The sequence below is a fragment of the Nonomuraea corallina genome (assembly GCF_027620315.1).
Lineage (GTDB): Bacteria > Actinomycetota > Actinomycetes > Streptosporangiales > Streptosporangiaceae > Nonomuraea > Nonomuraea corallina.
The window spans coordinates 1-24,320 of record NZ_JAPNNL010000024.1 but is presented as its reverse complement, the minus strand read 5'-3'; the positions used below and the strand labels follow the sequence as shown (position 1 = coordinate 24,320).

Genomic DNA, 24,320 nt, shown 5'->3' with positions numbered 1-24,320 from the left:
GCCCCTGTCCACGGCGTCACGAGGGGAGGCCGTACTCCTCCAGCAGCCGGCGGCCGATGATCATGCGTTGGATGTCGGCCGTGCCCTCGCCGATGAGCAGCATCGGGGCCTCCCGGTAGAGGCGCTCGATCTCGTACTCGGTGGAGTAGGCGTAGCCGCCGTGGATGCGGAAGGCGTCCTCCACCACCTCCTTGCAGTACTCGGAGGCGAGATACTTGGCCATCCCCGCCTCCAGGTCGTTGCGCTGACCGGAGTCCTTCTTGCGCGCGGCCATGACCATCATCTGGTGCGCGGCCTCGACCTTGGTGGCCATGTCGGCGAGCCTGAACTGCACGGCCTGGTGCTCGGCGATCCGCCTGCCGAACGTCCTGCGCTCCTGCGCGTAGCGGACCGCCAGCTCGAAGGCGCGCAGCGCGACCCCGCAGCCGCGGGCGGCGACGTTCACCCGGCCCACCTCGACGCCGTCCATCATCTGGTAGAAGCCGCGCCCCGGAGCGCCGCCCAGCACCTGCCCGGCGCTCGCGCGGTGGCCGTCGAAGATCAGCTCGGTGGTGTCGACCCCCTTGTAGCCGAGCTTCGAGATCTTGCCGGGGACGGTGAGCCCCGGCCGCACCTCGCCGTAGCCGGGCTCCTTCTCGACCAGGAACGTGGTCATGTTCCGGTAGACCGAGTCCGCGCCCTCGTCGGTCTTCACCAGCACCGCCACCAGGGTGGCCGTGCCGCCGTTGGTGAGCCACATCTTCTGCCCGTCGATCACGTACCCGTCGCCGTCGCGGGCCGCTCTCGTGGTGATCGCCGAGACGTCCGACCCGCAGCCCGGCTCCGACATGGAGAACGCGCCGCGCACCTCGCCGGTCGCCATCCGCGGCAGGTAGTGCCGTTTCTGCTCCTCGGTGCCGTGCTTCATGATCATGTACGCGACGATGAAGTGGGTGTTGACGATGCCCGACACGCTCATCCAGCCCCGGGCGATCTCCTCCACGGCCAGCGCGTAGGTCAGCAGCGACTCGCCGAGCCCGCCGTACTCCTCCGGGATGGTCAGCCCGAACAGCCCCATCTCCCGCATCCCGTCGACGATCTCCTCCGGGTACGCGTCCTCACGCTCCAGCCGCTGCGCCACGGGCAGGATCTCCCGGTCCACGAACTCCCGCACGGTGCGGAGAATCTCTTGCTGCACGTCGGTGAGTCCGTCGGTCTGCGCGAGCCGCCCCATGGCGTACCTCCTCGTCGATTTGTACGGCCATATTTATGGCACATGCCCGGCACGGGCCACAAGTGTGCTTGACAGCCAGGAGGTGAACACGTTTTCATTTGGCCGTATATTTCGGTACCAAGGCAGGAGGCGGCCGGTGACGCTCGTGGACGGCCCGTACTTCGAGGACCTGCGCCCGGGGACGCGGTTCGACGGCGCCCCGGCCGTCACCCTCACCGAAGGGCTGGCGGCGGCCCATCAGGCGATCGTCGGCTGCCGGCTGCCGCTGGCGCTCGACCACGGCCTGTCGCGCCGGGTCACCGGAGAGGTGGTCGCCGCGCCGCACCTCGTCTGGGACGTCGCCATCGGCCAGTCGACGGTGGCCACCCACACCGTGGTGGCCAACCTGTTCTACCGGGGCGTGGTGTTCCGGCGGGCGCCCGCCGTCGGCGACACGCTCACGACGGTCACCGAGGTCGCCGGCCTGCGGCAGAACGCCCGCCGCCCCGGCCGCGCGCCGACCGGCCTCGCGGCGCTGCGGATCAGCACGACCGACCAGGAGGGCCGCCCCGTCCTGGACTTCTGGCGGTGCGCCATGCTCCCGCTGCGCGACGGCGACCTCGACACCGGCCACGCCGACGACCTGTCCGCCGTCGGCGCGGCGCCGTCCCGCGACGAATTGGCCGCGGTGACGGCCGGCTGGGACCTGGCCGCCCACCCCCGGGGCGCGGCGGTCGAGGCGGGAGAGGTGTTCGAGGTGGCGGGCGGCGACGTGGTCTCCTCGGCCCCCGAGCTGGCCCGGCTCACGCTCAACGTCGCCAAGGTGCACCACGACGCGGCGGCGGGCGAGCGCCTGGTGTACGGCGGGCACACCATCGGGATCGCGCTCCACCAGGCCGTGCGGGCGCTGCCGTCGCTCGTCACCGTCGTCGGCTGGCACGGCTGCGACCACCTCGGCCCGGTGCGCGAGAACGACACGCTCACCAGCACCGTCGAGGTCGAGCGGCTGGACCCGCTGCCGTCCGGCACCCTGGCCCACCTGCGCTCGCGGGTGCGCGCCAACCGCGCGGCCGACGTCCTCGACTGGCGTTTCGCGGCGGTGCTGGCGTAGACCGGTAGGCTGCCGCGGGGCACACGGGAGGTCGGCGATGGCGAGCACCGGGCGGCGGGAGAGCAGCTACAGCGCGCTCGCCCGGCAGGTCCGCGGCGACATCCTGGCGGGCCGCTACGCCGACGGCCGTCGGCTGCCCACCGAGGCCGAGCTCGCCGAACGTCACGGGGTGAGCAGGCAGACGGTGCGCCGCGCGTTCCAGGACCTGGTCGCCGAAGGGATGGTCTACCGGGTGCCGGGGCGCGGCACGTTCGCCAGCCCGCGCCAGGGCACCTACCTGCGCCAGTTCGGCTCCGTCGAGGACCTCATGGCGCTGTCGGTGGACACGCGGATGGACATCACCGTGCCGCTGCACCGGCGGGTGGACCTGGCCGCGGCCGGCCGGCTCCGGCTGTCCAGCGACGCCGTCAGCAGCCTGGCGTTCCGGCGGCTGCACGACGCCGTGCCGTTCTGCCTCACGACCGTCTCCCTGCCGCCGCACGTGGGCGCGCTGCTGCGGGACGTGCCCGAGCTGACCGCCGAGGGCGCGACCAGCGCGGTCACCGTCATCGGGCTGCTCGACACCCGGCTCGGCGCGCCCATCGCGGAGGCCGACCAGAGCATCACGGTCGCCGCGGCCGACCCGGCGACGGCCCGCAACCTCGGCTGCGCTCCCGGCCACCCGCTGCTCCGCATCGACCGGCTCTACTACGACACCGAGGGCACCCCGGTCGAGCTGGCCATCAGCCACTTCCTGCCGGAGCACTACTCCTACCGCACCCACCTGCGCCGCAGCCTCACCTGAGCCACCGCAAACCTACAATTGAAGTTGTAGGTTTTTTGACAGTGGCGCTATAATTCGACTGAGCCACGGAGGATCACAGGAGGTCACCGCCGTGCGAGAAGGGGGACAACGCCATGCTCACCGACACCGCCGAGCACCGCACGGTGGTCGGCACCTATCCGACTCACGAGCAGGCGCAGGACGCGGTCGCGTTCCTCGCCGACAACGGCTTCCCGGTGCAGCGGACCGGCATCGTCGGCTCCGACCTGCGCCTCGTCGAGACCATCGTGGGGCGCTTCAGCCGGGCCCGGTCGGCCGCCGCGGGAGCGGGCACCGGGGCCTGGTTCGGCCTCATGGTCGGCATGCTGATGGGGCTGTTCTCGCCCCAGAGCGGGCCGCTCCTCGGCGTCGCCCTCGGCGGTCTCGTCTACGGCTCGCTCTTCGGCGCCGTCTTCGGGCTGATCTCGTACGCCCTCACGCCGGGCCGCCGCCGCCGCTTCGTCGCGCGCAGCGCCGTCGTCGCGGACCGGTACGAGGTCCTGGCCGACCACGCGGTGGCCGACGACGCGCGCAACCTGCTGATCAAGCACGGCTGGCGAGCGGGCTCAACCCTCACGTCCTGAGCGAACGTCCGTGAGCGGGCGTTCCTGAGCGAACGTCCGTGAGCGGGCGTTCCTGAGCGAACGTTCCTGAGCGGGCGTTCCTGGGCGGCGGAGCCTGACGGCGGACCACTTCCGTGGGCCGGGGAACACGTCAGGGCCGCCGCCGATCAGTCCGGCGGCGGCCCTGACGCGTCATGAGCGTCCTACGGTCAGCGCTTGTGAATCAGTCAGCGCTTGCGCGTGAAGGCGGTCAGCGCTTGAAGGCGTCCTTGACGTGCTTGGCGGCGTCCTTGGCCTTCTCGCCGGCCTGCTTGACCTTGCTCTCCGACTGCTCGGCGCGGCCCTCGGCCTCGAGGCGCTCGTCGTCGGTGGCGCGGCCGACACCTTCCTTCGCCCGGCCCTTGAACTCTTCAGCCTTGTTCTGAATCTTGTCGTCGGCACCCATGGGCTACCCCCTTGCCTGTTCGGTGGAAGTACGCCGGTCCTCTATCCGAGCCGGGCCCCGGCAAACGTCCGCCGCTCTCGGCCCCGGCACGCGGAAAGCCCGGCCCCTGGTGCGGGGGCCGGGCGTCTTCCGGGCCGGTCACTTGAGGATCGGGTACCGCTGGACGATCGCCAGCTTGCCCAGTCCGAGGGTGGCGCCGGCGTTGGCCAGGGCCAGGCCGGCCAGGACGATCGTGTAGATGATGTGGTCGTCCATGAAGGGGTTGGTGGTCAGGGGCAGCGCCGCCGCCCACATCAGCATGAGCATCAGGCCGCCGGCGACGGCCGCGACGCGGGTGCCGACCCCGAGCATGAGCGCGAGCCCGACGCCCAGGAGGCCCATCATGAACATCCAGTCGACCCAGGCCTGGCCGGCGAGGGCGGTGAAGACGCCGCCGAGCGCGTTCTCCTCGGTGCCCTTGAGGAAGCCGGTGGTGGGGCTGCCGCCCGCCAGCCACGCCTTCTCGGCCGGGGTGGCGAAGCCGAGTCCGAAGGTCTTGTCGACGAAGGCCCACAGGAAGGTCCAGCCGAGGGCGATCCGGGCGATGGCCCACACGTAGTCGACGGGGCGACGGTTCTGCGTCGCGGGGGCGTGCACGGGGATTCTGCGCGCCGTGGGGCGCTCGTACGTGATGGCCATGGCTCCTGTTTCCTTTCACGGGTGCCGTTCGCTGGTTACAGTTCATCGGATCCGGGCCGGTACCAGCAGAGCCCTACGGCCTCGCCCGATGGGACCTTCGGCACCCCCTCGCCGGCCATCCGTCCCGGCGGAGGTCCGCTCGCCTGGTCACACGCTCACGAGCCCGTGCTCGCGGAACTGTCCGTGCACCCGGTCCAGCAGCTCGGGGCCGGGCGCGGGCGTCCGCGCGAGCGGGAAGTCCAGGCCGAGCCGCTGATACTTCTCCGTGGCCATGCGGTGGAACGGCAGCACGTCCACCCGCTCCACGTTGCCGAGCCCGGCCACGAACCGGGCCAGTCCGTCCACGTTCTCCGGCGCGTCGGTGAGCCCCGGCACCAGCACGAACCGCACCCACACCGGCCGGCCCAGGTCGGCGAGCCTGCGCGCGAAGCGCAGCGTGGGCTCCAGCGGCCCGCCGGTCACCTTCCGGTACGTGGCCGGCAGCGACGACTTGATGTCCAGCAGCACCAGGTCGGTATCGGCCAGCAGGGCGTCGTCGGCGCGATGGCCGAGCAGGCCGGAGGTGTCGAGCGCGGTGTGCAGGCCGGCCTCGTGGCAGCGGGCCAGCAGTTCACCGGTGAAGCGGGGCTGCAGCAGCGGCTCGCCGCCGCTGATGGTGACCCCGCCGCCCGCGACCTCGATGAACCGCCGGTACTTGGCGATCTCGGCCATGACCTCGTCAGCGGTCACCCTGCGCCCGTCGCGCATCCGCCACGTCTCCGGGTTCTGGCAGTAGAGGCAGCGCAGCGGGCAGCCGCAGGTGAACACCACGAACCGGGTCCCGGGACCGTCCACGCCGGTGGACAGGTCCCAGGAGCTGATCGTGCCGTCCATCAGAGGGACCCGTGGAAGGTACGGCCGACGACGTCACGCTGCTGCTCCGGCGTCAGGCGGACGAAGTTGACCGCGTACCCGGAGACCCGGATGGTGAGCTGCGGGTAGCGCTCGGGGTGCTCCATCGCGTCCAGCAGCACGGCCCGGTCGAGGACGTTGACGTTCATGTGGAAGCCGTCGGCGTCGAAGTAGCCGTCGAGCACGCCGACCAGGTTGGTCACCCGCTCCTGCGGGGTGCGCCCGAGACCGCCGGGGGTGACGGTGTTGGTCAGCGAGATCCCGTCCTGCGCGTGCTCGAACGGCAGCTTGGCCACCGACAGCGCGGCGGCGACCATGCCGTGCCGGTCGCGGCCGTTCATCGGGTTGGCGCCGGGGGCGAACGGCTCGCCGGACCGGCGGCCGTCCGGCGTGTTGCCGGTGTGCTTGCCGTACACCACGTTGGAGGTGATGGTGAGCACCGACTGCGTGTGTTCGGCGTCGCGGTAGGCGGGGTGGCGGCGTACCTTGGCCATGAACGAGCGCACCAGCTCGACGGCGAGGGCGTCGGCGCGCTCGTCGTTGTTGCCGTAGGCGGGGTAGTCGCCTTCCACCTCGTAGTCGACGGCGAGCCCGGTCTTGTCGCGGATCACCTTGACCCGCGCGTGCCTGATCGCCGAGAGGCTGTCGGCGGCCACCGACAGGCCGGCGATGCCGCAGGCCAGCGTGCGCTTGACCGGGTAGTCGTGCAGGGCCATCTCGACCCGCTCGTAGGCGTACTTGTCGTGCATGTAGTGGATGACGTTGAGCGCGTCCACGTACGTGGCGGCCAGCCAGTCGAGCATCCGGTCGTAGGCGGCGGCCACCTCCTCGTAGTCCAGGTACTCGCCGGTGAGGGGCGGGTGCGCGGGGCCGACCTGGGCGCCGGTCATCTCGTCCCGGCCGCCGTTGATCGCGTAGAGCAGGGTCTTGGCCAGGTTGACCCGGGCGCCGAAGAACTGCATCTGCTTGCCCACCGGGGCGGCCGACACGCAGCAGGCGATGGCCGTGTCGTCGCCGAAGCGGGGCCGCATCAGCTCGTCGCTCTCGTACTGCAGGGAGCTGGTCTCGATGGACAGCTCGGCGCAGAACCGCTTGAACGGCGCGGGCAGCCGCGGCGACCAGAGCACGGTCAGGTTCGGCTCCGGCGCCGGGCCGAGGTTGCGCAGCGTCTGCAGGTAGCGGTAGCTGGTACGGGTGACCAGGGTGCGGCCGTCCTCGCCCATGCCGCCGATCGACTCGGTGACCCAGGTGGGGTCGCCGGAGAACAGCTGGTCGTACTCGGGGGTGCGCAGGAAGCGCACGATCCGCAGTTTGATCACGAAGTCGTCGACCAGCTCCTGCGCCTCCTCCTCGGAGATGCGGCCCTCGGCCAGGTCGCGCTCCAGGTAGACGTCGAGGAACGTGGCGGTGCGGCCGAGCGACATGGCGGCGCCGTTCTGCTCCTTGATCGCGGCCAGGTAGCCGAAGTACAGCCACTGGATCGCCTCGCGGGCGGTCGCGGCCGGTCGGGAGACGTCGTGGCCGTAGCCGGCGGCCATCTCCTTCAGCTCGCCCAGCGCCTTGATCTGCTCGGACAGCTCCTCCCGGTCGCGGATCACGTCCGCGGTGGACGGGACGGCGTCCAGGGTGTGCAGTTCGTCCCGCTTGGCGGCGATCAGCCGGTTCACGCCGTACAGCGCGACGCGGCGGTAGTCGCCGATGATGCGGCCGCGCCCGTACGCGTCCGGCAGGCCGGTGATCACGCCGGACCGGCGGGCCGCGCGGATCTCCGGGGTGTACGCGTCGAACACACCGTCGTTGTGCGTCTTGCGGTACTTGGTGAAGATCTCCTTGACCAGCGGGTCCAGCTTGTAGCCGTAGGCGGCCAGGCCGTTCTCGACCATGCGCAGACCGCCGTTCGGCATGATGGCCCGCCTGAGCGGCGCGTCGGTCTGCAGACCGACGATCAGCTCGCGGTCGCGGTCGATGTAGCCGGGCGGGTGCGCGGTGATGGACGACGGGGTGCAGGCGTCCACGTCGAGGATGCCGCGCCGGCGCTCCTCGGGGAACAGCGACGACACCGCGCCCCACACGGCGCGCGTGCGCTCGGTCGGCCCGGCCAGGAAGCCGGCGTCTCCCTCGTACGGCGTGTAGTTGTCCTGGATGAACGCGCGGACGTCCACCGCGGACCGCCAGTCCGCCCCCCGAAAGGCCCGCCATGCGGCCAGTTCCGTCGCCATGGTGGTCATCTGACAGCCCCCTGTCTTCCGTCCTTCATTCCATGCAACGCCGATCGGCGGCCGCGATCCGGCGGCGTAGGTCACCGGGTCATGGGACCAACGTCACCTTCTGGGTAGACGGACAGACGTGGGACCCATCACCATCCAGCGCGTCTACGACCACCGGCCGGCCGAGGGCGCGGTCTTCCTGGTCGACCGGATGTGGCCGCGCGGCGTGCGCAAGGACGATCTGCGGCTCGACGGCTGGCTGCGGGACGCCGCCCCGTCGACGGAACTGCGCCAGTGGTTCGGGCACCGGCCCGAGCGGTTCGCCGAGTTCGCCGACCGCTACCGGGCCGAGCTCGACGCCGGGCGGGAGGCGCTGCGCCCGCTGCTCGACGCCGCCGCAGAAGGGCCGGTGATCCTGCTCTACTCGGCGAAGGACACCGAGCACAACCAGGCCGTGGTGCTCCGCGACTATCTGCTGGAGCGAGCCGGTTAGCCGATCAGGCCGAACCCGGGCAGGTGGTCGTCCGGCCGCGAGGCCGCAGCGGACATGACAACGATATCCAAACAGAGTGCGGAAAGCGCGTTGTGAAGGAAGGGCGGTCGCGTCAGGCTGCTGCCATGCGCGAGCCACCCTTACTCAGCGGACGCTACCGCCTACGGTCCGAGCTCGGCCGGGGCGGCATGGGCACGGTCTGGGAAGCCTACGACGAGCTGCTCGACCGCGAGGTCGCCGTCAAGGAGCTGACCGTGCCCTACGCGCCGCCGGAGCACCGCGAGGTGCTGATCCAGCGCGCCATGCGCGAGGCCCGCATCGCCGCCCGGCTGCACCACCCCAACATCGCCACCGTCCACGACGTGGTGCTGGCCGACGGGCGGCCGTGGATCGTCATGCAGCTCGTCCGGTCCCACAGCCTGTCCGGGGAGATCTACGACCGGGGCGCGCTGGCGGCGCCGGTCGTCGCCGGGATCGGGCTGGACGTGCTGGCCGCGCTGCGCGCCGCGCACGCCGCCGGGGTGCTCCACCGCGACGTCAAGCCGGCCAACATCCTGCTCACCGCCGACGGCCACGCCGTGCTCACCGACTTCGGGCTGGCCATCGCGCTCGACGACGCGCACGACGACGGCGCCGCGCTCACCCAGCTGGGCGTGGTGATGGGCACGCCCGCCTACGTCGCGCCCGAGCGGGCGGCGGGCGGGCGGGCCACCGAGCTGTCCGACGTGTGGTCCCTGGGCGCGACCCTGTACACCGCTGTGGAGGGGCGGGCGCCGTTCCCTCAGGGCGGCAGCCGGCTCGACACCCTGCACGCCGTGCTCACCCGCGACCCCGCGCCCTTCGAGCGGGCCGGCGGACTGGCGCCGGCCCTGGCGGCCATGCTGACCAAGGACCCCGCCCAGCGCCCCGGCCTGGACCGGGTACGCGAACTGCTGCACCAGGCCCGGACCGGATCGAGCCGCCACCCCGGCCCGATCCCGGCACGGGAACCGCTGCACCAGGCCCAGGCCCGACCGAGACACCAGCCCGGCCCGGTCTCCCCTGGTCCGGGGCCCTCCCCGCAACCGCTCTCCACCCGACGCAGGAATGCCGGCCGGTCGAGGCCCGACCTGCGACCGGCCCCACCCCTGACCGCCGACCAGACGGCCGGCACCCCGCAACCGGCCTCCACCCCGTCGCGGGAGGCCGGGCGGATGATGGGGAGACCGTGGCCGGTTTCCGCCCGGTGCGTGGCGGCCGTCACGGGGGCGGTGCTGATCGCCACCGTCGTCACCGCCGTCTCCCTGCAGTCGTCGCCGTCGCGGTGGCACGCCGGCCCGATGCCGCAGCCGACCACCGACGCCCTCGCCGAGGCGCCGCGGGCCGAGCCCTCCTCGCGCCCGAGTGGCGGAGCCGCCCGGGAGGAGCGCGCCCGCACCGAACGCCGGGTGAAGACCCACTCCAGCGCCCGCCCGACCGGCTCGGCCCGTCCCACCGCCTCGGCCCGTCCGACCCTTTCGTCCCGTCCGACCACCTCGGCCCGTCCGACCGGCTCCCCCGACCCGACCGGAGCGTCCCGCCCGTCCGTCTCCGCCAGCCCGTCCGCCTCCCCCCGGCGGTCCGCCGACGGCATCGGGCAGTCTTCCGACAGCACCAGGTGGTCCGCCGACGGTGACGGGCGGGGCCGCACCGGGCACCTCGGCAAGTCCGAGCCGCGCGGCCAGGCCAAGGGCAAGGACAAGTAGCCGGCGTACGTAGATTCGCCGATGCGCGACCGGCGAGGCGCGCCTACTGTCGGCGGACCAGGCCGCGTCCGACGAAGGTGGGTCCATGCGCACGCTGACCGCGTTCCTCTCCACCGTCCTGCTGGCGACCGCCCTCACGGCGCCGGCTGAGGCCGTTCCGAAGAAGCCCGGTGCGGACGCCGCCGACGTGGTGTTCGACCGGGCCGACTTCGCGGCCGGTACGCCGGAGGGCACCGCCGCGGGCGACGGGCTCGCGTTCGCCGAGGCCGCGGGCACCACCTCCTACACCGACGCGCTCGGCACCAGGACCTGGGAGTACGCCCGCTGGACCGGCCCCGAGCGGCCGCTGGAGTTCACCGCCACCGAGCTGATCGCGTCCTGGACGGCGGACGTCCCGGCGGGCAGCTGGGTGCAGATCGAGGCGCGGGCCCGCAACGTCTCGGGGCTGACGACGTGGTACGTGCTCGGCCGCTGGGCCTACGGCGAGGACGACATCAGGCGCACGTCGGTCGCCGGCCAGGGCGACGACGACGCCCGGGTGGCCGTCGACACGCTGGTGGCGGCCGAGGGCCGGCAGATCTCCGCCTACCAGCTGCGCGTCACCCTCTACCGGGCGCCCGGCTCATCGGTGGCGCCGCGGGTGCGCACGCTCGGCGCGATGGCCTCGAACGTGCCGGAGCGCAAGACCGTGCCGGTGAGCCCCGGCGGCGGCGCGTGGGGCACCGAACTGGCGGTGCCGCGCCGGTCGCAGAGCATCCACTCCGGCCACTACCCCGAGTGGGACGGCGGCGGGCAGGCCTGGTGCAGCCCCACCTCGACCACCATGGTGCTGGGCTACTGGGGCCGCTTGCCGAGCGCGGAGGAGACCTCCTGGGTGGATCCGTCCGATCCCAACCCCGAGGTGGACCACGCCGCCCGCCACACCTACGACCACGCCTACGAGGGGGCGGGCAACTGGCCGTTCAACACCGCCTACGCGGGCCGCTACGGCCTGGACGGCTTCGTCACCCGCCTGCGCACGCTCACCGAGCTGGAGCGGCTGATCAGCGCGGGCATTCCGGTGATCACCTCGCAGTCGTTCAAGAAGAACGAGCTGCCCGGCGCCGGGTACGGCACGAACGGCCACATCATGGTGGTCGTCGGCTTCACCGCCGACGGTGACGTCATCGCCAACGACCCGGCCTCGCCCACCAACGCCGCCGTCCGCCGGGTCTACGACCGGGCCGCCTTCGAGAACGTCTGGCTGCGCAGCTCCAGCAGCGGGGGCGTCGTCTACGTCATCCACCCGCCGGGCCACGACCTGCCGGCCACCACGCCGGGGATGCCCGCCAACTGGTGAGAGAGGCGGTCCTTAGCAGCGGGTGAATCATGGGATTCGGGCTGGGTTCGCAGCGTCTTCCCGTTAAACGGGGTTTCCGGGGTTATGACGGTGAAAGGGCCCGTAGCTGCTCGAAATTTTACCTTCTTCAGCCCCGCCATTCCCTCATCGTGCGCGCTCAGGAGACCAGCATGGCAACGCGGCGTGAACGCGCCGTCACGAAAGGTGCGATGCCGATCGGTGTCGCCTCGTTCAGGAGGTTTTCATGCTCAAGCGGACCCTCATTTCGCTTGCTGTTCCTGCCATGCTCGCGACCGGCCTCATGGCCATGGGCGGCAGCGCCAGCGCCGCCGCTCCGACCGAGCGGTTCGAGTGCTCGCTCCGCACGATCAACAACGGCTCCGCCTCGCTGGCCAGCTGCCGCTACCGGGACGACTACCGCCACTGGATCCGCTGCGAGAACGGCGACAGGACCGTGGAGGTCACCGAGGAGTTCAACGGGCGCCGCAACGTGCTCGACTGCCCGAACGGTTACCGGCTGAGGAACCAGGCCATCGGCATCTGATCCGACGCTCGACGGGCCACCGCCTCACCATGGCGGTGGCCCGTCTCGTCGTCTCAGCGGATCGGGTCGAACGCGCGCAGGATCGTGGAGGTCTTGCCCGTGGTGATCTGCTCGGCGAGCATGCGGCCGGTGGCGGGGCCGTGCGTGACGCCCCACATGCCGTGCCCGCCCGCCACGTAGACGCCCGGCACGTTCGTCCGGCCGACCAGCGGCTTGCCGTCAGGGGTGACGGGACGCGGGCCCACCCACGTGTCGGTGCGCTCCTCCCAGTGGACGCCGGTCATCAGCGGCCGGGCCGACCTGATGATCGCCTCGACCCGCCGCTCGAACAGCGGGGCGTCCGGGTCGCGGAACTCCATCGTGCCCGCCACCCGCAGCTTGCCCTGGTACGGGGTGCAGGCGACGCGCACGGCCGGCAGGTAGAGAGGGCTCGGCACCGGCTCGTCGGTCGGCACCGTGAACGAGTAGCCGCGCCCGGCCTTGACGGGTGTCCGCACGCCCCAGTCCTTGCCGAGCTGGTTCAGCCAGGCGCCGGTGGCGAGCACCACGGCGTCGGCCTTGACGGCGTCGCCGCCGCCGGAGCGGACCACGAGCCCGCCGGCCTCCGTCGTCACGCCGGTGACCCGGAAGCCGGACCGGATCTCGGCGCCGCGCGCGGTGACGGCGGCGGCCAGGGCGTGCGTGAACGCGCCGGGGTCGATGTAGCGCTGGCCGTCGAGCCGGACGCCCGCGGTGGCGTTCGCCGAGAGCTGCGGCATCTGCGCGCGCAGCTCGTCGCCCTCGAACGCGGCGTAACGGATCTCCAGCCCGGAGTCGTTGATGCGGCGCAGCTCGTGCAGCAGGGCGACCGCCTGCTTCGGCGTCCCGAACGCGGCCATGATCGGCGCCTCGATGGTCGGGGCCTCGACGCCGTTGCCGGTGAGCACGTCGAAGGCTTCCAGGCACTCCTCGTTGAACGGGAGGTTGGCCTGCACGGCGCGGCCCCACGAACGCCAGTTGCAGTGCAGCGCGAACCGGGTCAGGAACGACCAGAGCCCGACGTCCGGGGTGGCCGGGACGTGCAGCGGGGCGTCCTTGTCGAGCAGCGAGCGCAGCCCGTAGCGGAGCACGCCGGGCTCGTTGAGCGGGATGGCCAGCCCCGGGGACAGCCAGCCCGCGTTGCCCCAGGACGCGCCCGCGGCGACCCCGTCGCGGTCGACCACGGTCACCTCCACGCCGCGCTCCTGCAGGAACCAGGCGGTGGACAGGCCCACCACACCGGCGCCGATCACCACTGCCGTACGCGGCCCACCGTCGATACCCATGACTGCCGTCTCCTTCCTCGGTTGTGAGGAAGGATGGCCGGTGAGAAGGCAAAAGGCGCTGTACTGGTAGAACAACCCATTCGTATCTGTTTGTCCGCCCGGGACAAAGGTGTCACTCCTGGTGGGCGGCGAGCGCGATGATCATGGCCAGCCGCTTCTCCGGCCGGTCCAGCTCCAGCGGGGTGAGCGCGGTCATCTTGCGCAGCCGGTAGCGCACCGTGTTCGGGTGCACGCCGAGCCGGGCGGCCACGGACGCGAGGTCGCCCTGCGCGTCCAGCCAGGCCCGCAGGGTCTCCACGTAGCGGGTGCCGTACTCGGCGTCGTGGCGGCTCAGGTCGGCGACCGGGCCGCGGGCCGGGACCCGGCCCGCCGAGGCGGCGGCGCGCAGCCGCTGGAGCAGGATCCGGTCCCACGACTCGTCGTACACCACCGGCCGGCCGGGACCGGCCGCGCGCAGGGCGAGACTCTCGTCCGCCTCCTGCCTGCTCGCGGGGAGCTGGGCCGGCTCGGCCGGCCCGCCCACCCCGGCGGGCGCCGTGACGCCGGGAGGCAGCGCGGACACGGTCGCGCGCACCCAGTCGCGGGCCGGGGTGGCGTCATTGCCGCAGGGCAGCACCGTATAGAGCGTGTTGCCGAACAGCGCGCTGCGGCCCGGCCGCGACCAGCCGAAGCCGGTGGTCACCCGCTCGAAGGCCGTGAGCAAGGCCGCGTTCCGCTCCTCGCCTACGTGCGCCTGCAGCGCGATCACCCGGAACTGGCCGCCGGGCAGGCCGAGCCTGCTGATCAGCGCCGGGGCGTCGGCGGTGCCCTCCAGGAGCTGGATCACCAGGTCGGACTCCACCTGCCGCTCCAGGTCGGCGCTCACCCGGGAGCGCAGCAGATGGAGCGCCACGGCGCGGGCCCCGTCGGCCAGCGTCTCGCGCTGCCGCCCGGCCAGCGGGCTCTGGCACTCCACCCAGATGGACCCGAGCAGCTCGCGCCCGGCGCGCACGGCCACCACCATGCGACCGCGCAGCCCGTGGTCCGGCGACGGCGCCACGAACAGCGGCTCGTCGGAGACGGCCAGGTGGGCGAAGACGCCCTGACGGGCCAGCAGCCCGCGCATCGCCTCGGGCACCCGGCGGCCGAGGATGGTCTCCAGCCGTACGGGGTCGGCGGTCTGCTGGGAGCCGGAGTAGGCCAGCACCCGCGACATCTGGTCCTCCACGGTGACCGGGCAGCCCAGCTCTCCGGCGAGCGTGTCGGCGAACGCGAACAGGTCGGTCGGGCCGCGCCCCGCCTCCGTCTCACGCCCTTCGAGCACCAGGCCGTACACGATCCCGAGCAGTTGGCTCCAGGAGACGGCGGGGTCGACCAGCAGCACCGCGATCCCGGCGGCGCGGCCCACCCCGGCGGCGTCGTCACCGGCCTCGTCACCGGCCTCGTCACCGGCCTCGTCACCGGCCTCGTCACCGGCCTCGTCACCGGCCTTGTCGGCGGGCTTGTCGGCGGGCTTGTCGGCGGCCTTGTCACCGGCCTTGTCGGCGGCCTTGTCGGCGGCCTCGTCGCGCACCAGTACCACGACCGCCCGCGCGGCCGTCCCCAGCCGGACCGCCTCGCCCGCGGACCCGACCCCGACGGCCAGGAACACGTCCCCGGTGGCGGCCCGCGGGTCGGTGGGGTCGTGCACCACCACGCTGCGCAGCGGCACGTCCCTGGAGGCCGGGGCGCACGCCAGCCGCGCCCCGTACCCCCCGAGAACGTTCACCAACCGATCGAGCTTCAGCATCTCCGCCGAAGCGTACCCGCCGGGCCGGCGGCGACCACCCCGGCCCGTCCACAGCCTGTGCACGGGGCGCGACGAGCGGTCAGCTCCCCTTCTCGGCGGGCGGCTTCCCGGCCCGTTTCTCGGCGTCGGCGGCCCGTTTCTCGGCGTCGGCGGCCCGTTTCTCGGCGTCGGCGGCCGGTTCCTCGGCGTCGGCGGGCGTCACCCGGGGTTCGAGCTTGTGGCGGGTGCCGAACGTCTCCAGCAGCGACAGGAGCATCGCCACCGTCGGGATCGCCAGCAGTGCCCCGGTCAGGCCGAACAGGAGCGCGCCCATGATCGCGGCCGAGAACGAGACCCCGGGATGGACGTCGACCCCCCACCCGCTGATCCTGGGCTCCAGGGTGAGGTTCTCCACCTGCTGGTAGAGGATGCCCCACGCCAGCGCGGCCAGCCCGATCCACGGCCGGTCGGAGACCAGCCCGACCACGACGGGCAGCGCGATCGCGATGTACGTGCCGATGGTCGGCACGAACTGGGCCACCACCCCGGTCCACACGCCCAGCGCGAGCCACGACGGCATGCCGAGCAGCAGGAAGACGATCGTCGAGGTGATGCCGTTGATCAGGGAGAGGATCAGCCGGGCCGCCACGTAACCGCCGGTCTTGGTCAGCGAGATGTCCCACACGCTGACGAAGATCTGCTGGGTGCGGCCGGGAAGCTGCCGGGCCAGCCACTGCCGGGCGCGCGGCCCGTCGGCCGACAGGTAGAAGGTCAGCAGCATGAGCGTGAAGGCGTTGAACACCGCTCCGGCCACGGTGCCCAGCACGCCGAGGACCCCCGCCAGCACCCCCTGGGCGTACCCGGCGGCCTGCTGCGGCGTCAGTTTGATCGACGCGAGAATGTCGGAGACGTTGTAGTTCGTCCCGAAGCGCGCGTTGATCCACTCGGTCGCCGCGGTGAGCACCTCGGGCAGGCCTCTGACCAGCAGCGCCACCTGCTCCACGAAGAGCTGGCCGAACAGCACCAGGAAGATCGCGCCGGCCAGCGCGAGCCCGGCCATCACCAGTCCGGCCGCGGCGCCGCGCCGCATGTGCCGCGCGAGCCTGCTCACCGCCGGCTCCATGGCCAGCGACAGGAACCAGGCCAGCACGACGAGGAAGAGGAACGACCCCGCGTCGATCAGCACGAACCGCAGGAACATCGCCAGCGCCAGGACGGCGATGACGACGAGCCCGGCGCGCCAGACGTTCCCCGGCGATAACAGCACCTGGATCGTCGCCGCCGGAGCGGGCTCCTTCTTCTCCGTCGTCGCCATGCCAGCCTCCTGAGGTGCCTGTGAACTGCCAGGCACATGCCGTTTTATACGGCTTTCACACCTGGCAGCATCCGTGATCGTCCGTCCTCGCAGGCAGCATGGCAAGAAACAGCCGGCGAGGGCGTCCCCGCCGGCCGTGTCCGCGCCGTCACTCGAAGTCGTCCGGGTTCAGCTCGGTGAGCCGGCGCAGCTCGTGCTCGTCGATGCTGTCCTCGATCCCGGGAGTGGCGCCGGGCGGACGGGGCACGACCTCCTGCGCCGCGCCGATGTCGCGTCCGGACTCGAATCCTGGCTGCTCACTCATGGTTCCCCCTCATCTCGCCCCACATCCCCCTGACCAGGTCAGGGCGCCTCAAACGGGCTGGAACGGCGCCTGTGCCCGCTCCTCCCGCGCCTCCGTGCGGGCGTTCCTGATCCGCCGGGCCATCGCCTCGCCGGCCAGCGCCGCGCAGGCGCCCAAGGCCGTGCCGGCCAGCGCCACGCCGGTCCCCTTGGCGAACTTCACGCCGGCGACCGTGGTGGCGGACGGCTCGGAGACGCGCCGCCACGCGTACAGCCAGCCGGCCTGGGCCGCGGCGTCGATCAGGCACGTGGCGGGCACCCGGCCGGCCAGGACGTTGACCACGTCCAGGCGGAGCTGGGTCAGGGCCACCGAGGTGCCGATGCGCTTGGCGTACGGCACCCCTTCCGGGTGGGCGGCGGCCCGTAGCTGGTTGAGCCCGAACCCGACGAGCAGACTCCCGATCGCGCGGACCAGGAAGCGGTCGGTCTTGGTCCCGTACACCTTCTCGTAGCTGGACATGGAGACCGAGGGCCAGAGCCCGGTCGCCACGGTGAACACTCCTTGCGCGCGCGCCAGCCGGGCGGCGGCGTCGCGGCGGCTGCTGCTGTCGGCCATGCTCCGGCGGCTGCCCCGGGCGGCTACCTGCAAACCGGACGGCCCCCTAAGCTTGAACCATGCGCGTAGTGGTGATCGGCGGCAGCGGACACATCGGCACCTATCTGATTCCCCGGCTCGTCGAGGCCGGCCACGACGTGGTCGCGGTGAGCCGAGGCGCGCGCCGGCCCTACACCCCGCACGGCGCCTGGCAGCGGGTCACCACGGTGACCGCCGACCGCGACGCGGAAGAGGCGGCCGGCACGTTCGGCGACCGCATCGCGCTGCTGGAGCCCGACGCGGTCATCGACCTCATCTGCTTCGAGGAGTCCAGCGCCCGGCAGCTGGCCGACGCGCTCGCGGGCAAGGTCCGCCACTTCCTCCACTGCGGCACGATCTGGGTCCACGGTCCCAGCGTCCAGGTGCCCACCAGGGAGGACGCGCCGCGCCGCCCGTTCGGCGGCTACGGCGTCAAGAAGGCCGCGATCGAGTCCTACCTGCTCGACCGCGCGCAGCGTGACGGCTTCCCCGCCACGCTGATCCACCCCGGCCACATCGTCGGCCCCGGCTGGGTGCCGGTGACTCCGCAGGGCAACGTCAACCCCGCCGCGTTCCAGACCCTCGCCGACGGCGGCGAGCTGGCGCTGCCCAACCTGGGCCTGGAGACCGTCCAGCACGTCCACGCCGACGACGTGGCCCGGCTGTTCATGGCCGCGCTGGCCAACCGGTCGGTGGCGGTCGGCGAGGCGTTCCACTGCGTCGCGGACTCGGCGGTCACGCTGCGCGGCTACGCCGAGACGGCGGCGGGCTGGTTCGGCCAGGAGGCGCGGCTGTCGTTCCTGCCGTGGGAGCGGTGGAAGGAGACCGTCTCGCCCGAGGACGCCGAGGTCACCTGGGACCACATCCTGCACAGCCCCCACTGCGACATGGAGAAGGCCGAGCGGCTGCTCGGGTTCCGGCCGCGGTTCACGCCCTTCGAGGCGATCCGCGAGTCGGTCGAGTGGCTGGTCGGGAAGGGCGTCATCAAGACGCGGTGACCTGCGGCACGGCGGCGTACTGCGCCCAGTCGGCGCTGATCGCGCCCGCGGTCGTCAGCAGCAGCGGCAGGTGCTCCTCGGTCAGCTTCCGCAGCGGGGTCTCGGCGGCGTGCGCGTTGACGTTGACGGCGGCGATCACGTTGCCCAGGCCGTCGCGCAGCGGGGCGGCCACCGACCTGATGCCCGGCGCCAGTTCCTCGTCGGTGAGCGCCCAGCCCTTGGCCCTGACCGCGCGCAGCGCGCTCTCGCGCTCCTCGCGGCCGGGCTGCCGGCGCGGGGTGATGCCCGACCGGCTCGGCTCGGCCAGCACCCGCTCCACCTCGGCGGGCGGCAGCGCGGCCAGCAGCACCTTGCCCAGCGAGGTCTGCAGCGCCGGGAACCGGGTCCCGATCTGCACCGACAGGGTGACGATCTTGGGAACCGCCACCCGCGCCACGTAGACGATGTCGGACCCGTCGAGCTGCGCGATGGACGACGACTCGTGGGTCTGGGCCACCAGCCGCTCCAGATGGGGCCTGGCGACCTCCCAGAGCCCCATCGAGCGGACGTACGAGACGCCGAGCTCCAGCACGCGCGGCGTGAGCGCGAACCCGCCACGCTCGGCCCGCGCGTAGCCGAGCTCGGTCAGCGTCAGCAGGATGCGGCGGGCCGTGGGCCTGGCCAGCCCGGTCGCGGTCGCCACCTCGGTCAGCGTCATCACGGGCCGGCCGGGCTGGAACGCCTTGATCACGTCGAGGCCGCGGGCCAGCGCCTCGATGAAATCGGGTCCGGTGTCAGCGCGTGCCATCGACGCCTCGCTCAGTGGGTCTCACGGGTAGGACTTTACGCGGAGGACTTCGGGGAGAGGATCTCAGCGGTCGCGCGTGGCCGAGCTCCGGTAGTCGGTGTACGTGTACGGGTTGTCCAGGATCTTGGTCTCCGGGATGTCGGGGTTCATGCCCTTGATCCAGGTCTCCTCCCCCATGGTGGAGCGCAGGTACTCGACGGTCGACTCCACCTGGCGGCGCGCGGCGGCCAGGTCCACGCCGACCAGCTCGTGCTCGTGCTTGACCACCCGGCCGTTGACGATCACCGTGTGCACGTCGCCGCGCTGCGCCTGGAACGCGACGTGCCCGTACGGGTTGAGCAGCGGGAACGACACCGGTGACCGGTCGTTCTTGATCAGCACCAGGTCGGCCTTCTTGCCGGGCTCCAGGCTGCCGAGGTCGTCGCGGCCGAGCGCGTGCGCGCCGCCCCTGGTGGCCCACTCCACGACCTGGTCGGCGCGGAGCGCGCAGTGGGTGACGGTCTCACCCTTGGCGTGCGCCTCCAGGTGGGCGCGGGAGCGGTCGGCGCCGAGCGTGGCGCGCATGGCGGAGAACAGGTCGCCGCTCCACCAGACGCTGGTGTCCATGGAGAGCGAGACCGGGATGCCGTGCAGGCGGATCGCCCAGGTGGGCGGGTAGCCCTGGCCGGCGCTCTGCTCGCTCTCGGTGGAGACCGAGATGGAGCCGCCGGTGGCGGCGATGCGGTGGTAGGAGTCGGCCTCCAGCGTGGCGGCGTGCACGTAGACGGTGCCGGGGGTCATGAAGCCGTGCTCGTACATGAGCCGGATGCCCTCGTCGCTGGTGGCGCCCCACACGCCGGCGTGGGTGGTGACTGAGACGCCGAGGTCGCGGGCCGCCTCGAAGGCGGGCTTCTCGGGGAAGGACGGGTCGCCGAGCACGTCGAAGGCGAGCTGGAAGCCGAGCAGGTCGTCGCCGGTGATGCGCCGGGTGACGAAGTCGCGGAACTCCGGCGCGGCGGTCCACTCGGCGGGCGGGGCCTGGATGTTGCCGTACGCGAGCACGAACCGGCCGGGCACCGCCTGGAGCGCGTCCACGGCGGCGTCGGCGTGGTCGACGGTCCGCAGCCCGTGGGACCAGTCGACGACGGTGGTGACGCCGGCGTCGATCGCCTCGATGGCGGCCAGCGTGTTGCCGGCGTGCACGTCCTCGGGGCGGAACAGCTTGCCGTGCTCCAGGTAGTACCAGACGAAGTACTGGGTCAGCGTCCAGTCGGCGCCGTAGCCGCGCATCGCGGTCTGCCACATGTGCCGATGGGTGTCGATCATGCCGGGCATGACGATGCCGTCGGCGGCGTCGATCTCGATCGTGCCGTCGGGCACCGCGAGCCGCGGCCCGACGGCGGCGATGCGGTCGCCGTCGACGAGCACGTCGGCGCCGGGGAGCACGCTCCGGCTGTCGTCCATCGGCAGCACCGTGCCGCCCCGCAGCACCACGGGGCGTCCGGTCTCGAATTCCGTCATGGTGGACTCCCTCACCCCGAATCAGCGTACGACTGTCCGTCATACGGTCACCTGCTGGTTAAGGACACTCTGATGAGGCTCCAGCGCTCTGTCAATGGTTGACGCTCGTCCAGATCAATGGTGAGAATGAGCGTCACGGACAAATGTCCGTTCAACGGATATGGAGGGCGGAGCCGGTATGACAGCAGGACCTCTGTCCGGTGTGCTGGTGGCCGACTTCTCCCGCGTGCTGGCGGGCCCGTACGCCACGATGCTCCTGGCCGACCTCGGGGCCCAGGTGGTCAAGGTCGAGGGGCCTCAAGGGGACGACACCCGGTCGTGGACGCCGCCCGCCCGCGGTGAGACGTCCACCTACTACCTGGGCGTCAACCGGGGGAAACGGTCGATCGCGCTGGACCTGCGCGACGAGGAGGACGCCGGGCTGGCCAGGGAGCTGGCGCGGCGGGCCGACGTGCTGATCGAGAACTTCAAGCCCGGCGGGCTGGGCAAGTACGGGCTCGGCTTCGACGCCGTGCGGGCCGCCAACCCCGGCATCGTGTACGCGTCCATCAGCGGGTTCGGCTCCGGCCCCGGCGCCAAGGTGCCCGGCTACGACCTGATGGTGCAGGCCATGTCCGGCCTGATGAGCCTCACCGGCGACCCCGACGGCCCGCCCTACCGCGCCGGGATCTCCGTGTTCGACGTGATGGCCGGCAACCACGCCGTCATCGGCATCCTCGCCGCCCTGCGCCACCGGGACGCCACCGGCCAGGGCCAGCACGTCGAGATCAACCTGCTGTCGTCGGCGCTGACCGCGATGGTCAACCAGAGCTCCGCCTACGTGGCGGGCGACGTGGTGCCGTTCCGGATGGGCAACGCGCATCCGAGCGTGTTCCCGTACGAGCCGCTGCCGGCCGCCGACACCGAGCTGATCGTCGCGACCGGGAACGACGGCCAGTTCCGCAAGCTGTGCGAAGTGCTCGGCATCCCCGAGGTGGCCGACGACCCGCGCTTCGCCCGCAACGCGGGCCGCACCGCCAACCGCGAGGAACTGCGGCCGCTCCTGGTCGACCGGCTGCGCACGAAGACCGCCCTGGAATGGTTCGACCTGCTGGTGGAGGCCGGGGTGCCGAGCGGGCCGATCAACACCGTCGACGGCGGGTTCGCCATGGCCGAGCGGTTCGGGCTCGACCCCGTCGTGGCGGTCGGCGAGGGCGAGCGGGCGGTGCCGACGACGCGGCACCCGATCCGCTTCTCCGAGAGCGCGCTCACGTACGAGCTGCCGCCGCCCGAGCTGGACGAGCACGGCGCCGAGCTGCGCGCCTGGCTGGCCGGCAAGGACGACCGGACCGTGACGGACGGGCGTGCCGGAGAGGACGGCGACCGTGCCTGAGTACCCCACGGCGCTCGGCGCCTCCACGGCCGACAAGATCACCCTGCTCGGCCACGACCTCGCCGAGGACGTGATGGGGCAGGTGGGCTTCGGCGAGCTGGCGTTCTGGCTGGCCACCCAGCGCAGGCCGACGACCGGCGAGACGCGGGTGTTCGAGGCCGTGCTCGCCGCGCTCGCCGACCACGGGTTCACGCCCACGGCGATCGTCACCCGGCTCACCTACCTGTCGGCGCCCGACTCCGTCCAGGGCGCGCTGGCGGCGGGCCTGCTCGGCGGCGGCTCCAGGTTCCTCGGCGTGACCGAGGACTGCGGCCGGTTCCTGCACGCCGTGCTGGAGTCGGCCGGCGCGCCGCCCGAGGACGACGCCGGCTGGGACGCGCTCGCCCTGGAGACCGTGCGCGCCCGCCGCGAGCAGGGCGCCTTCATCCCCGGGCTGGGCCACCACGTGCACAAGGACGGCGACCCGCGCACCCCCCGGCTGCTGCGGATCGCCGCCGAGGAAGGGCTCTACGGGCCCCACCTGTCCCTGTTCGCCGCGATCGGCCGCGTCCACCCCGAGGTGCTGGGCAGGACGCTGCCGCTGAACGGGGCCGGCGCCTGCGGGGCGGCGCTGGCCGACCTGGGGCTGCCGCTCGAACTGCTGCGCGGCTTCGCCCTGCTCGCCAGGACCGCCGGGCTGATCGGCCAGCTCGCCGAGGAGCTGCGCCGGCCGGTGGCCAACGACGTCTTCCTGTCGGTCGATCTCAACAACCGGTCCGTCGCCCCCGACCCGTACCCCCCTGGAGGCACGCATGGCTGAACTCGTCGCCGTGATCGCGTCCACCCACCACCCGTTCTACTACCGCGCCAGCACGGCCACCGGCGAGGACCGGCCGCCGTTCGCCGACGAGTGGGTGCGCAAGGTGGAGGCGTTCCGCGAGACCCTCACCCGGGCCAGGCCCGACGTGCTGGTGATGGTCGGGTCGGACCACTTCCACCAGCTCTGGCTGGACAACATGCCGCAGTTCCTGGTCGGCAAGGCGCCCTACTACGACGCGAACTGGTACAACGAGGAGCGCGAGTTCGGACTGCCCCGGATGCTCTTCACCGGCCAGGAGGACCTGTCTTCCCACGTGCTGCGCGAGGGCCTCGACGCGGGCTTCGACCTGGCCTTCTCCAACGAGCTGCGGATCGACCACTCCATCACCTGCCCGATCATCACCCTGCGCCCGCAGAACGACCTGCCGATCGTGCCCGTCTACACCAACATCTTCGCGCCGCCGCTGCCCCGGCCGAAACGGTTCGTCGAGCTGGGCCGGACGATCCGGCAGCTCGTCGAGTCGTGGCCGTCGGACCAGCGGGTCGCCGTCATCGGCACCGGCCACCTGTCGCTGGAGCTGGGCGGGCCGCGCCAGTTCGGGCCGCACGGGCCGGACCCGGAGTTCGACGCCAAGGCCGTCGAGTGGATCGCGAGCGGCGACATCGAGGGCTGCCTGGCCGAGGTCACGCTCGACAGCCTGCACGCGCCGGGCAACGCCACCCACGGGTTCATGGACTTCATGCTCATGATGGGCGTGGCGGGCGAGGGCCGGAAGGCCGACTACGTCGACACCTATGACCTGTTCCACACCATGGAGGCGTACTTCACCTGGTACCCGCGCGGAGGCCGGTCGTGAGCAAGTATTTGCTGAACAAGTTCCTGTTCACCGTCGACCGCGACCCCGAGCTGGTCGAGCGCTACCGCGAGGACCCGCGCGGCACGGTCGAGTGGTGGGAGTCCACCCGGGCCAACCTGGTGCTCAACTGCCACGGCGGCGAGGCGTCCACCTGGCTGCGCTTCGACGACGTCGAACGGGAGGCGCTGGCCTCGCACGACTACGTGCGGCTGTTCGAGCTGGGCGCGCACCCGTTCCTCACGCTCACGCTCTTCATCGCCATGTTCGAGCGCGACTACGAGCCTCTCGGGTTCCAGAAGGAGTACGCCCGTAAGCTGGCCCACATGAGCCTGCCCTACCCGGACATCGCGACCTGACCATGCGCGCCGCCCAGATCCACGCCTGCGGCGAGCCCCCGGTGGTGGCCGAGCGCCCGGCCCCGGCGCCCGGCCCCGGTGAGGTGCTCGTGGAGGTGCTCGCCGCCCCGATCACCCCGCTCGACCTGCTCTGCGCGACCGGCACGTCCTACTTCGGCACCCCGCCCACCCCGTACGTGCCGGGCGTCCAGGGCGTGGGCACCACGGGCGGACGGACCGTCTGGTTCCCCACCAAGGCCGGGATGGCGCCCGGCGACGGCAGCATGGCGGAGCTGGCGGCGGTGCCCGGGAGCGAGCTGGTGGAACTGCCGCCGGGCGCCGACCCGGTGGCGGTGGCGGCGCTGGGGCTGTCGGCCGTGGCCGCCCACCAGGCGCTCGTCC

24 protein-coding genes and 1 pseudogene are annotated in these 24,320 nt (G+C 72.3%); 13 read left to right on the top strand and 12 right to left on the bottom strand.

Going from position 1 to position 24,320, the window contains the following annotated elements; all coding sequences use genetic code 11:
- Positions 1 to 16: 16 nt before the first annotated feature.
- Entirely contained in the window at positions 17 to 1,213 is a 1,197-nt protein-coding gene (locus OUY22_RS09105; RefSeq protein ID WP_270154387.1) for an acyl-CoA dehydrogenase family protein, read from the bottom strand.
- 136 nt (positions 1,214 to 1,349) lie between these two features.
- Here OUY22_RS09105 and OUY22_RS09100 point away from each other — a divergent pair, with 136 nt between their 5' ends.
- The 3 genes from OUY22_RS09100 to OUY22_RS09090 all read left to right on the top strand — a co-directional run bounded on the left by OUY22_RS09100 (position 1,350) and on the right by OUY22_RS09090 (position 3,689).
- Positions 1,350 to 2,303 (top strand): MaoC family dehydratase, encoded by a 954-nt coding sequence (locus tag OUY22_RS09100; protein ID WP_270154386.1) that lies wholly within the window; start codon positions 1,350 to 1,352, stop codon positions 2,301 to 2,303.
- Positions 2,304 to 2,340: 37 nt separating this feature from the next.
- On the top strand, positions 2,341 to 3,087 hold the full coding sequence (locus OUY22_RS09095) for a GntR family transcriptional regulator (protein ID WP_270154385.1): 747 nt from the start codon (positions 2,341 to 2,343) through the stop codon (positions 3,085 to 3,087).
- A gap of 113 nt (positions 3,088 to 3,200) precedes the next feature.
- The gene (locus tag OUY22_RS09090) at positions 3,201 to 3,689 is read left to right on the top strand and encodes a general stress protein (RefSeq protein WP_270154384.1); all 489 of its coding nucleotides are present in this window, start codon (positions 3,201 to 3,203) and stop codon (positions 3,687 to 3,689) included.
- A 229-nt stretch (positions 3,690 to 3,918) separates the two neighbouring features.
- On the opposite strand, the gene OUY22_RS09085 is transcribed toward OUY22_RS09090, so the two are convergent.
- The 4 genes from OUY22_RS09085 to pflB all read right to left on the bottom strand — a co-directional run bounded on the left by OUY22_RS09085 (position 3,919) and on the right by pflB (position 7,901).
- Positions 3,919 to 4,113, bottom strand: a complete 195-nt coding sequence (locus tag OUY22_RS09085; RefSeq protein WP_270154383.1) for a CsbD family protein — start codon at positions 4,111 to 4,113, stop codon at positions 3,919 to 3,921.
- A 138-nt stretch (positions 4,114 to 4,251) separates the two neighbouring features.
- The gene (locus OUY22_RS09080) at positions 4,252 to 4,791 is read right to left on the bottom strand and encodes a hypothetical protein (protein WP_270154382.1); all 540 of its coding nucleotides are present in this window, start codon (positions 4,789 to 4,791) and stop codon (positions 4,252 to 4,254) included.
- Positions 4,792 to 4,938: 147 nt separating this feature from the next.
- Positions 4,939 to 5,664, bottom strand: a complete 726-nt coding sequence (gene pflA / locus OUY22_RS09075; protein ID WP_270154381.1) for a pyruvate formate-lyase-activating protein — start codon at positions 5,662 to 5,664, stop codon at positions 4,939 to 4,941.
- Positions 5,664 to 7,901 (bottom strand): formate C-acetyltransferase, encoded by a 2,238-nt coding sequence (gene pflB / locus OUY22_RS09070; protein ID WP_270154380.1) that lies wholly within the window; start codon positions 7,899 to 7,901, stop codon positions 5,664 to 5,666. Before pflB ends, pflA begins: the two co-directional genes overlap by 1 nt.
- Before the next feature lie 127 nt (positions 7,902 to 8,028).
- Here pflB and OUY22_RS09065 point away from each other — a divergent pair, with 127 nt between their 5' ends.
- The 4 genes from OUY22_RS09065 (at position 8,029) to OUY22_RS09050 (ending at position 11,989) form a co-directional block, all read left to right on the top strand.
- Positions 8,029 to 8,382 carry a DUF488 domain-containing protein gene (locus OUY22_RS09065; RefSeq protein WP_270154379.1) on the top strand — a complete coding sequence of 118 codons (354 nt, stop codon included), beginning with the start codon at positions 8,029 to 8,031 and terminating at the stop codon, positions 8,380 to 8,382.
- A 125-nt stretch (positions 8,383 to 8,507) separates the two neighbouring features.
- Positions 8,508 to 10,106, top strand: a complete 1,599-nt coding sequence (locus OUY22_RS09060; RefSeq protein WP_270154378.1) for a serine/threonine-protein kinase — start codon at positions 8,508 to 8,510, stop codon at positions 10,104 to 10,106.
- Positions 10,107 to 10,191: 85 nt separating this feature from the next.
- A complete protein-coding gene (locus tag OUY22_RS09055) occupies positions 10,192 to 11,445 on the top strand; it encodes a peptidase C39 family protein (RefSeq protein ID WP_270154377.1) in 1,254 nt (417 codons plus the stop codon).
- 283 nt (positions 11,446 to 11,728) lie between these two features.
- A complete protein-coding gene (locus OUY22_RS09050; RefSeq protein WP_270154376.1) occupies positions 11,729 to 11,989 on the top strand; it encodes a hypothetical protein in 261 nt (86 codons plus the stop codon).
- Between the two features lie 53 nt (positions 11,990 to 12,042).
- Here the strand turns inward: OUY22_RS09050 and OUY22_RS09045 are convergent, their stop codons facing one another.
- From OUY22_RS09045 to OUY22_RS09025, 5 genes are all read right to left on the bottom strand, one after another.
- Positions 12,043 to 13,293, bottom strand: a complete 1,251-nt coding sequence (locus OUY22_RS09045) for an NAD(P)/FAD-dependent oxidoreductase (RefSeq protein WP_270154375.1) — start codon at positions 13,291 to 13,293, stop codon at positions 12,043 to 12,045.
- Positions 13,294 to 13,405: 112 nt separating this feature from the next.
- On the bottom strand, positions 13,406 to 15,061 hold the full coding sequence (locus OUY22_RS09040; RefSeq protein WP_270154374.1) for a PucR family transcriptional regulator: 1,656 nt from the start codon (positions 15,059 to 15,061) through the stop codon (positions 13,406 to 13,408).
- 79 nt (positions 15,062 to 15,140) lie between these two features.
- Positions 15,141 to 16,355 carry an AI-2E family transporter gene (locus tag OUY22_RS09035; protein ID WP_270154373.1) on the bottom strand — a complete coding sequence of 405 codons (1,215 nt, stop codon included), beginning with the start codon at positions 16,353 to 16,355 and terminating at the stop codon, positions 15,141 to 15,143.
- A 148-nt stretch (positions 16,356 to 16,503) separates the two neighbouring features.
- Positions 16,504 to 16,659 carry a hypothetical protein gene (locus tag OUY22_RS09030; protein ID WP_270154372.1) on the bottom strand — a complete coding sequence of 52 codons (156 nt, stop codon included), beginning with the start codon at positions 16,657 to 16,659 and terminating at the stop codon, positions 16,504 to 16,506.
- Positions 16,660 to 16,707: 48 nt separating this feature from the next.
- A complete protein-coding gene (locus tag OUY22_RS09025) occupies positions 16,708 to 17,253 on the bottom strand; it encodes a hypothetical protein (RefSeq protein ID WP_270154371.1) in 546 nt (181 codons plus the stop codon).
- Positions 17,254 to 17,312: 59 nt separating this feature from the next.
- Between OUY22_RS09025 and OUY22_RS09020 the strand changes: the two genes are divergently transcribed.
- A complete protein-coding gene (locus OUY22_RS09020) occupies positions 17,313 to 18,269 on the top strand; it encodes an NAD-dependent epimerase/dehydratase family protein (protein ID WP_270154370.1) in 957 nt (318 codons plus the stop codon).
- On the opposite strand, the gene OUY22_RS09015 is transcribed toward OUY22_RS09020, so the two are convergent.
- Positions 18,256 to 19,056: an IclR family transcriptional regulator domain-containing protein gene (locus OUY22_RS09015; RefSeq protein WP_270154369.1), complete on the bottom strand. Its 801-nt coding sequence runs from the start codon at positions 19,054 to 19,056 to the stop codon at positions 18,256 to 18,258. The two genes, OUY22_RS09020 and OUY22_RS09015, sit on opposite strands and share 14 nt — an antisense overlap.
- 63 nt (positions 19,057 to 19,119) lie before the next feature.
- Complete coding sequence (locus OUY22_RS09010) at positions 19,120 to 20,556, bottom strand: amidohydrolase family protein (RefSeq protein ID WP_270154368.1); 1,437 nt, start codon at positions 20,554 to 20,556, stop codon at positions 19,120 to 19,122.
- A 178-nt stretch (positions 20,557 to 20,734) separates the two neighbouring features.
- On the opposite strand from OUY22_RS09010, the gene OUY22_RS09005 reads away from it, so the two are divergent.
- The 5 genes and pseudogenes from OUY22_RS09005 to OUY22_RS08985 form a co-directional block, all read left to right on the top strand.
- Positions 20,735 to 21,928, top strand: coding sequence for a CaiB/BaiF CoA transferase family protein (locus tag OUY22_RS09005; RefSeq protein ID WP_270154367.1), 1,194 nt, complete (start codon positions 20,735 to 20,737; stop codon positions 21,926 to 21,928).
- On the top strand, positions 21,921 to 22,727 hold the full coding sequence (locus tag OUY22_RS09000) for a citryl-CoA lyase (protein WP_270154366.1): 807 nt from the start codon (positions 21,921 to 21,923) through the stop codon (positions 22,725 to 22,727). Before OUY22_RS09005 ends, OUY22_RS09000 begins: the two co-directional genes overlap by 8 nt.
- Positions 22,720 to 23,583 carry a DODA-type extradiol aromatic ring-opening family dioxygenase gene (locus OUY22_RS08995; protein WP_270154365.1) on the top strand — a complete coding sequence of 288 codons (864 nt, stop codon included), beginning with the start codon at positions 22,720 to 22,722 and terminating at the stop codon, positions 23,581 to 23,583. Before OUY22_RS09000 ends, OUY22_RS08995 begins: the two co-directional genes overlap by 8 nt.
- Positions 23,580 to 23,939 carry a hypothetical protein gene (locus OUY22_RS08990; RefSeq protein ID WP_270154364.1) on the top strand — a complete coding sequence of 120 codons (360 nt, stop codon included), beginning with the start codon at positions 23,580 to 23,582 and terminating at the stop codon, positions 23,937 to 23,939. Before OUY22_RS08995 ends, OUY22_RS08990 begins: the two co-directional genes overlap by 4 nt.
- A gap of 2 nt (positions 23,940 to 23,941) precedes the next feature.
- Positions 23,942 to 24,320 (top strand): annotated as a pseudogene (locus OUY22_RS08985) (quinone oxidoreductase family protein); the annotation flags it as partial.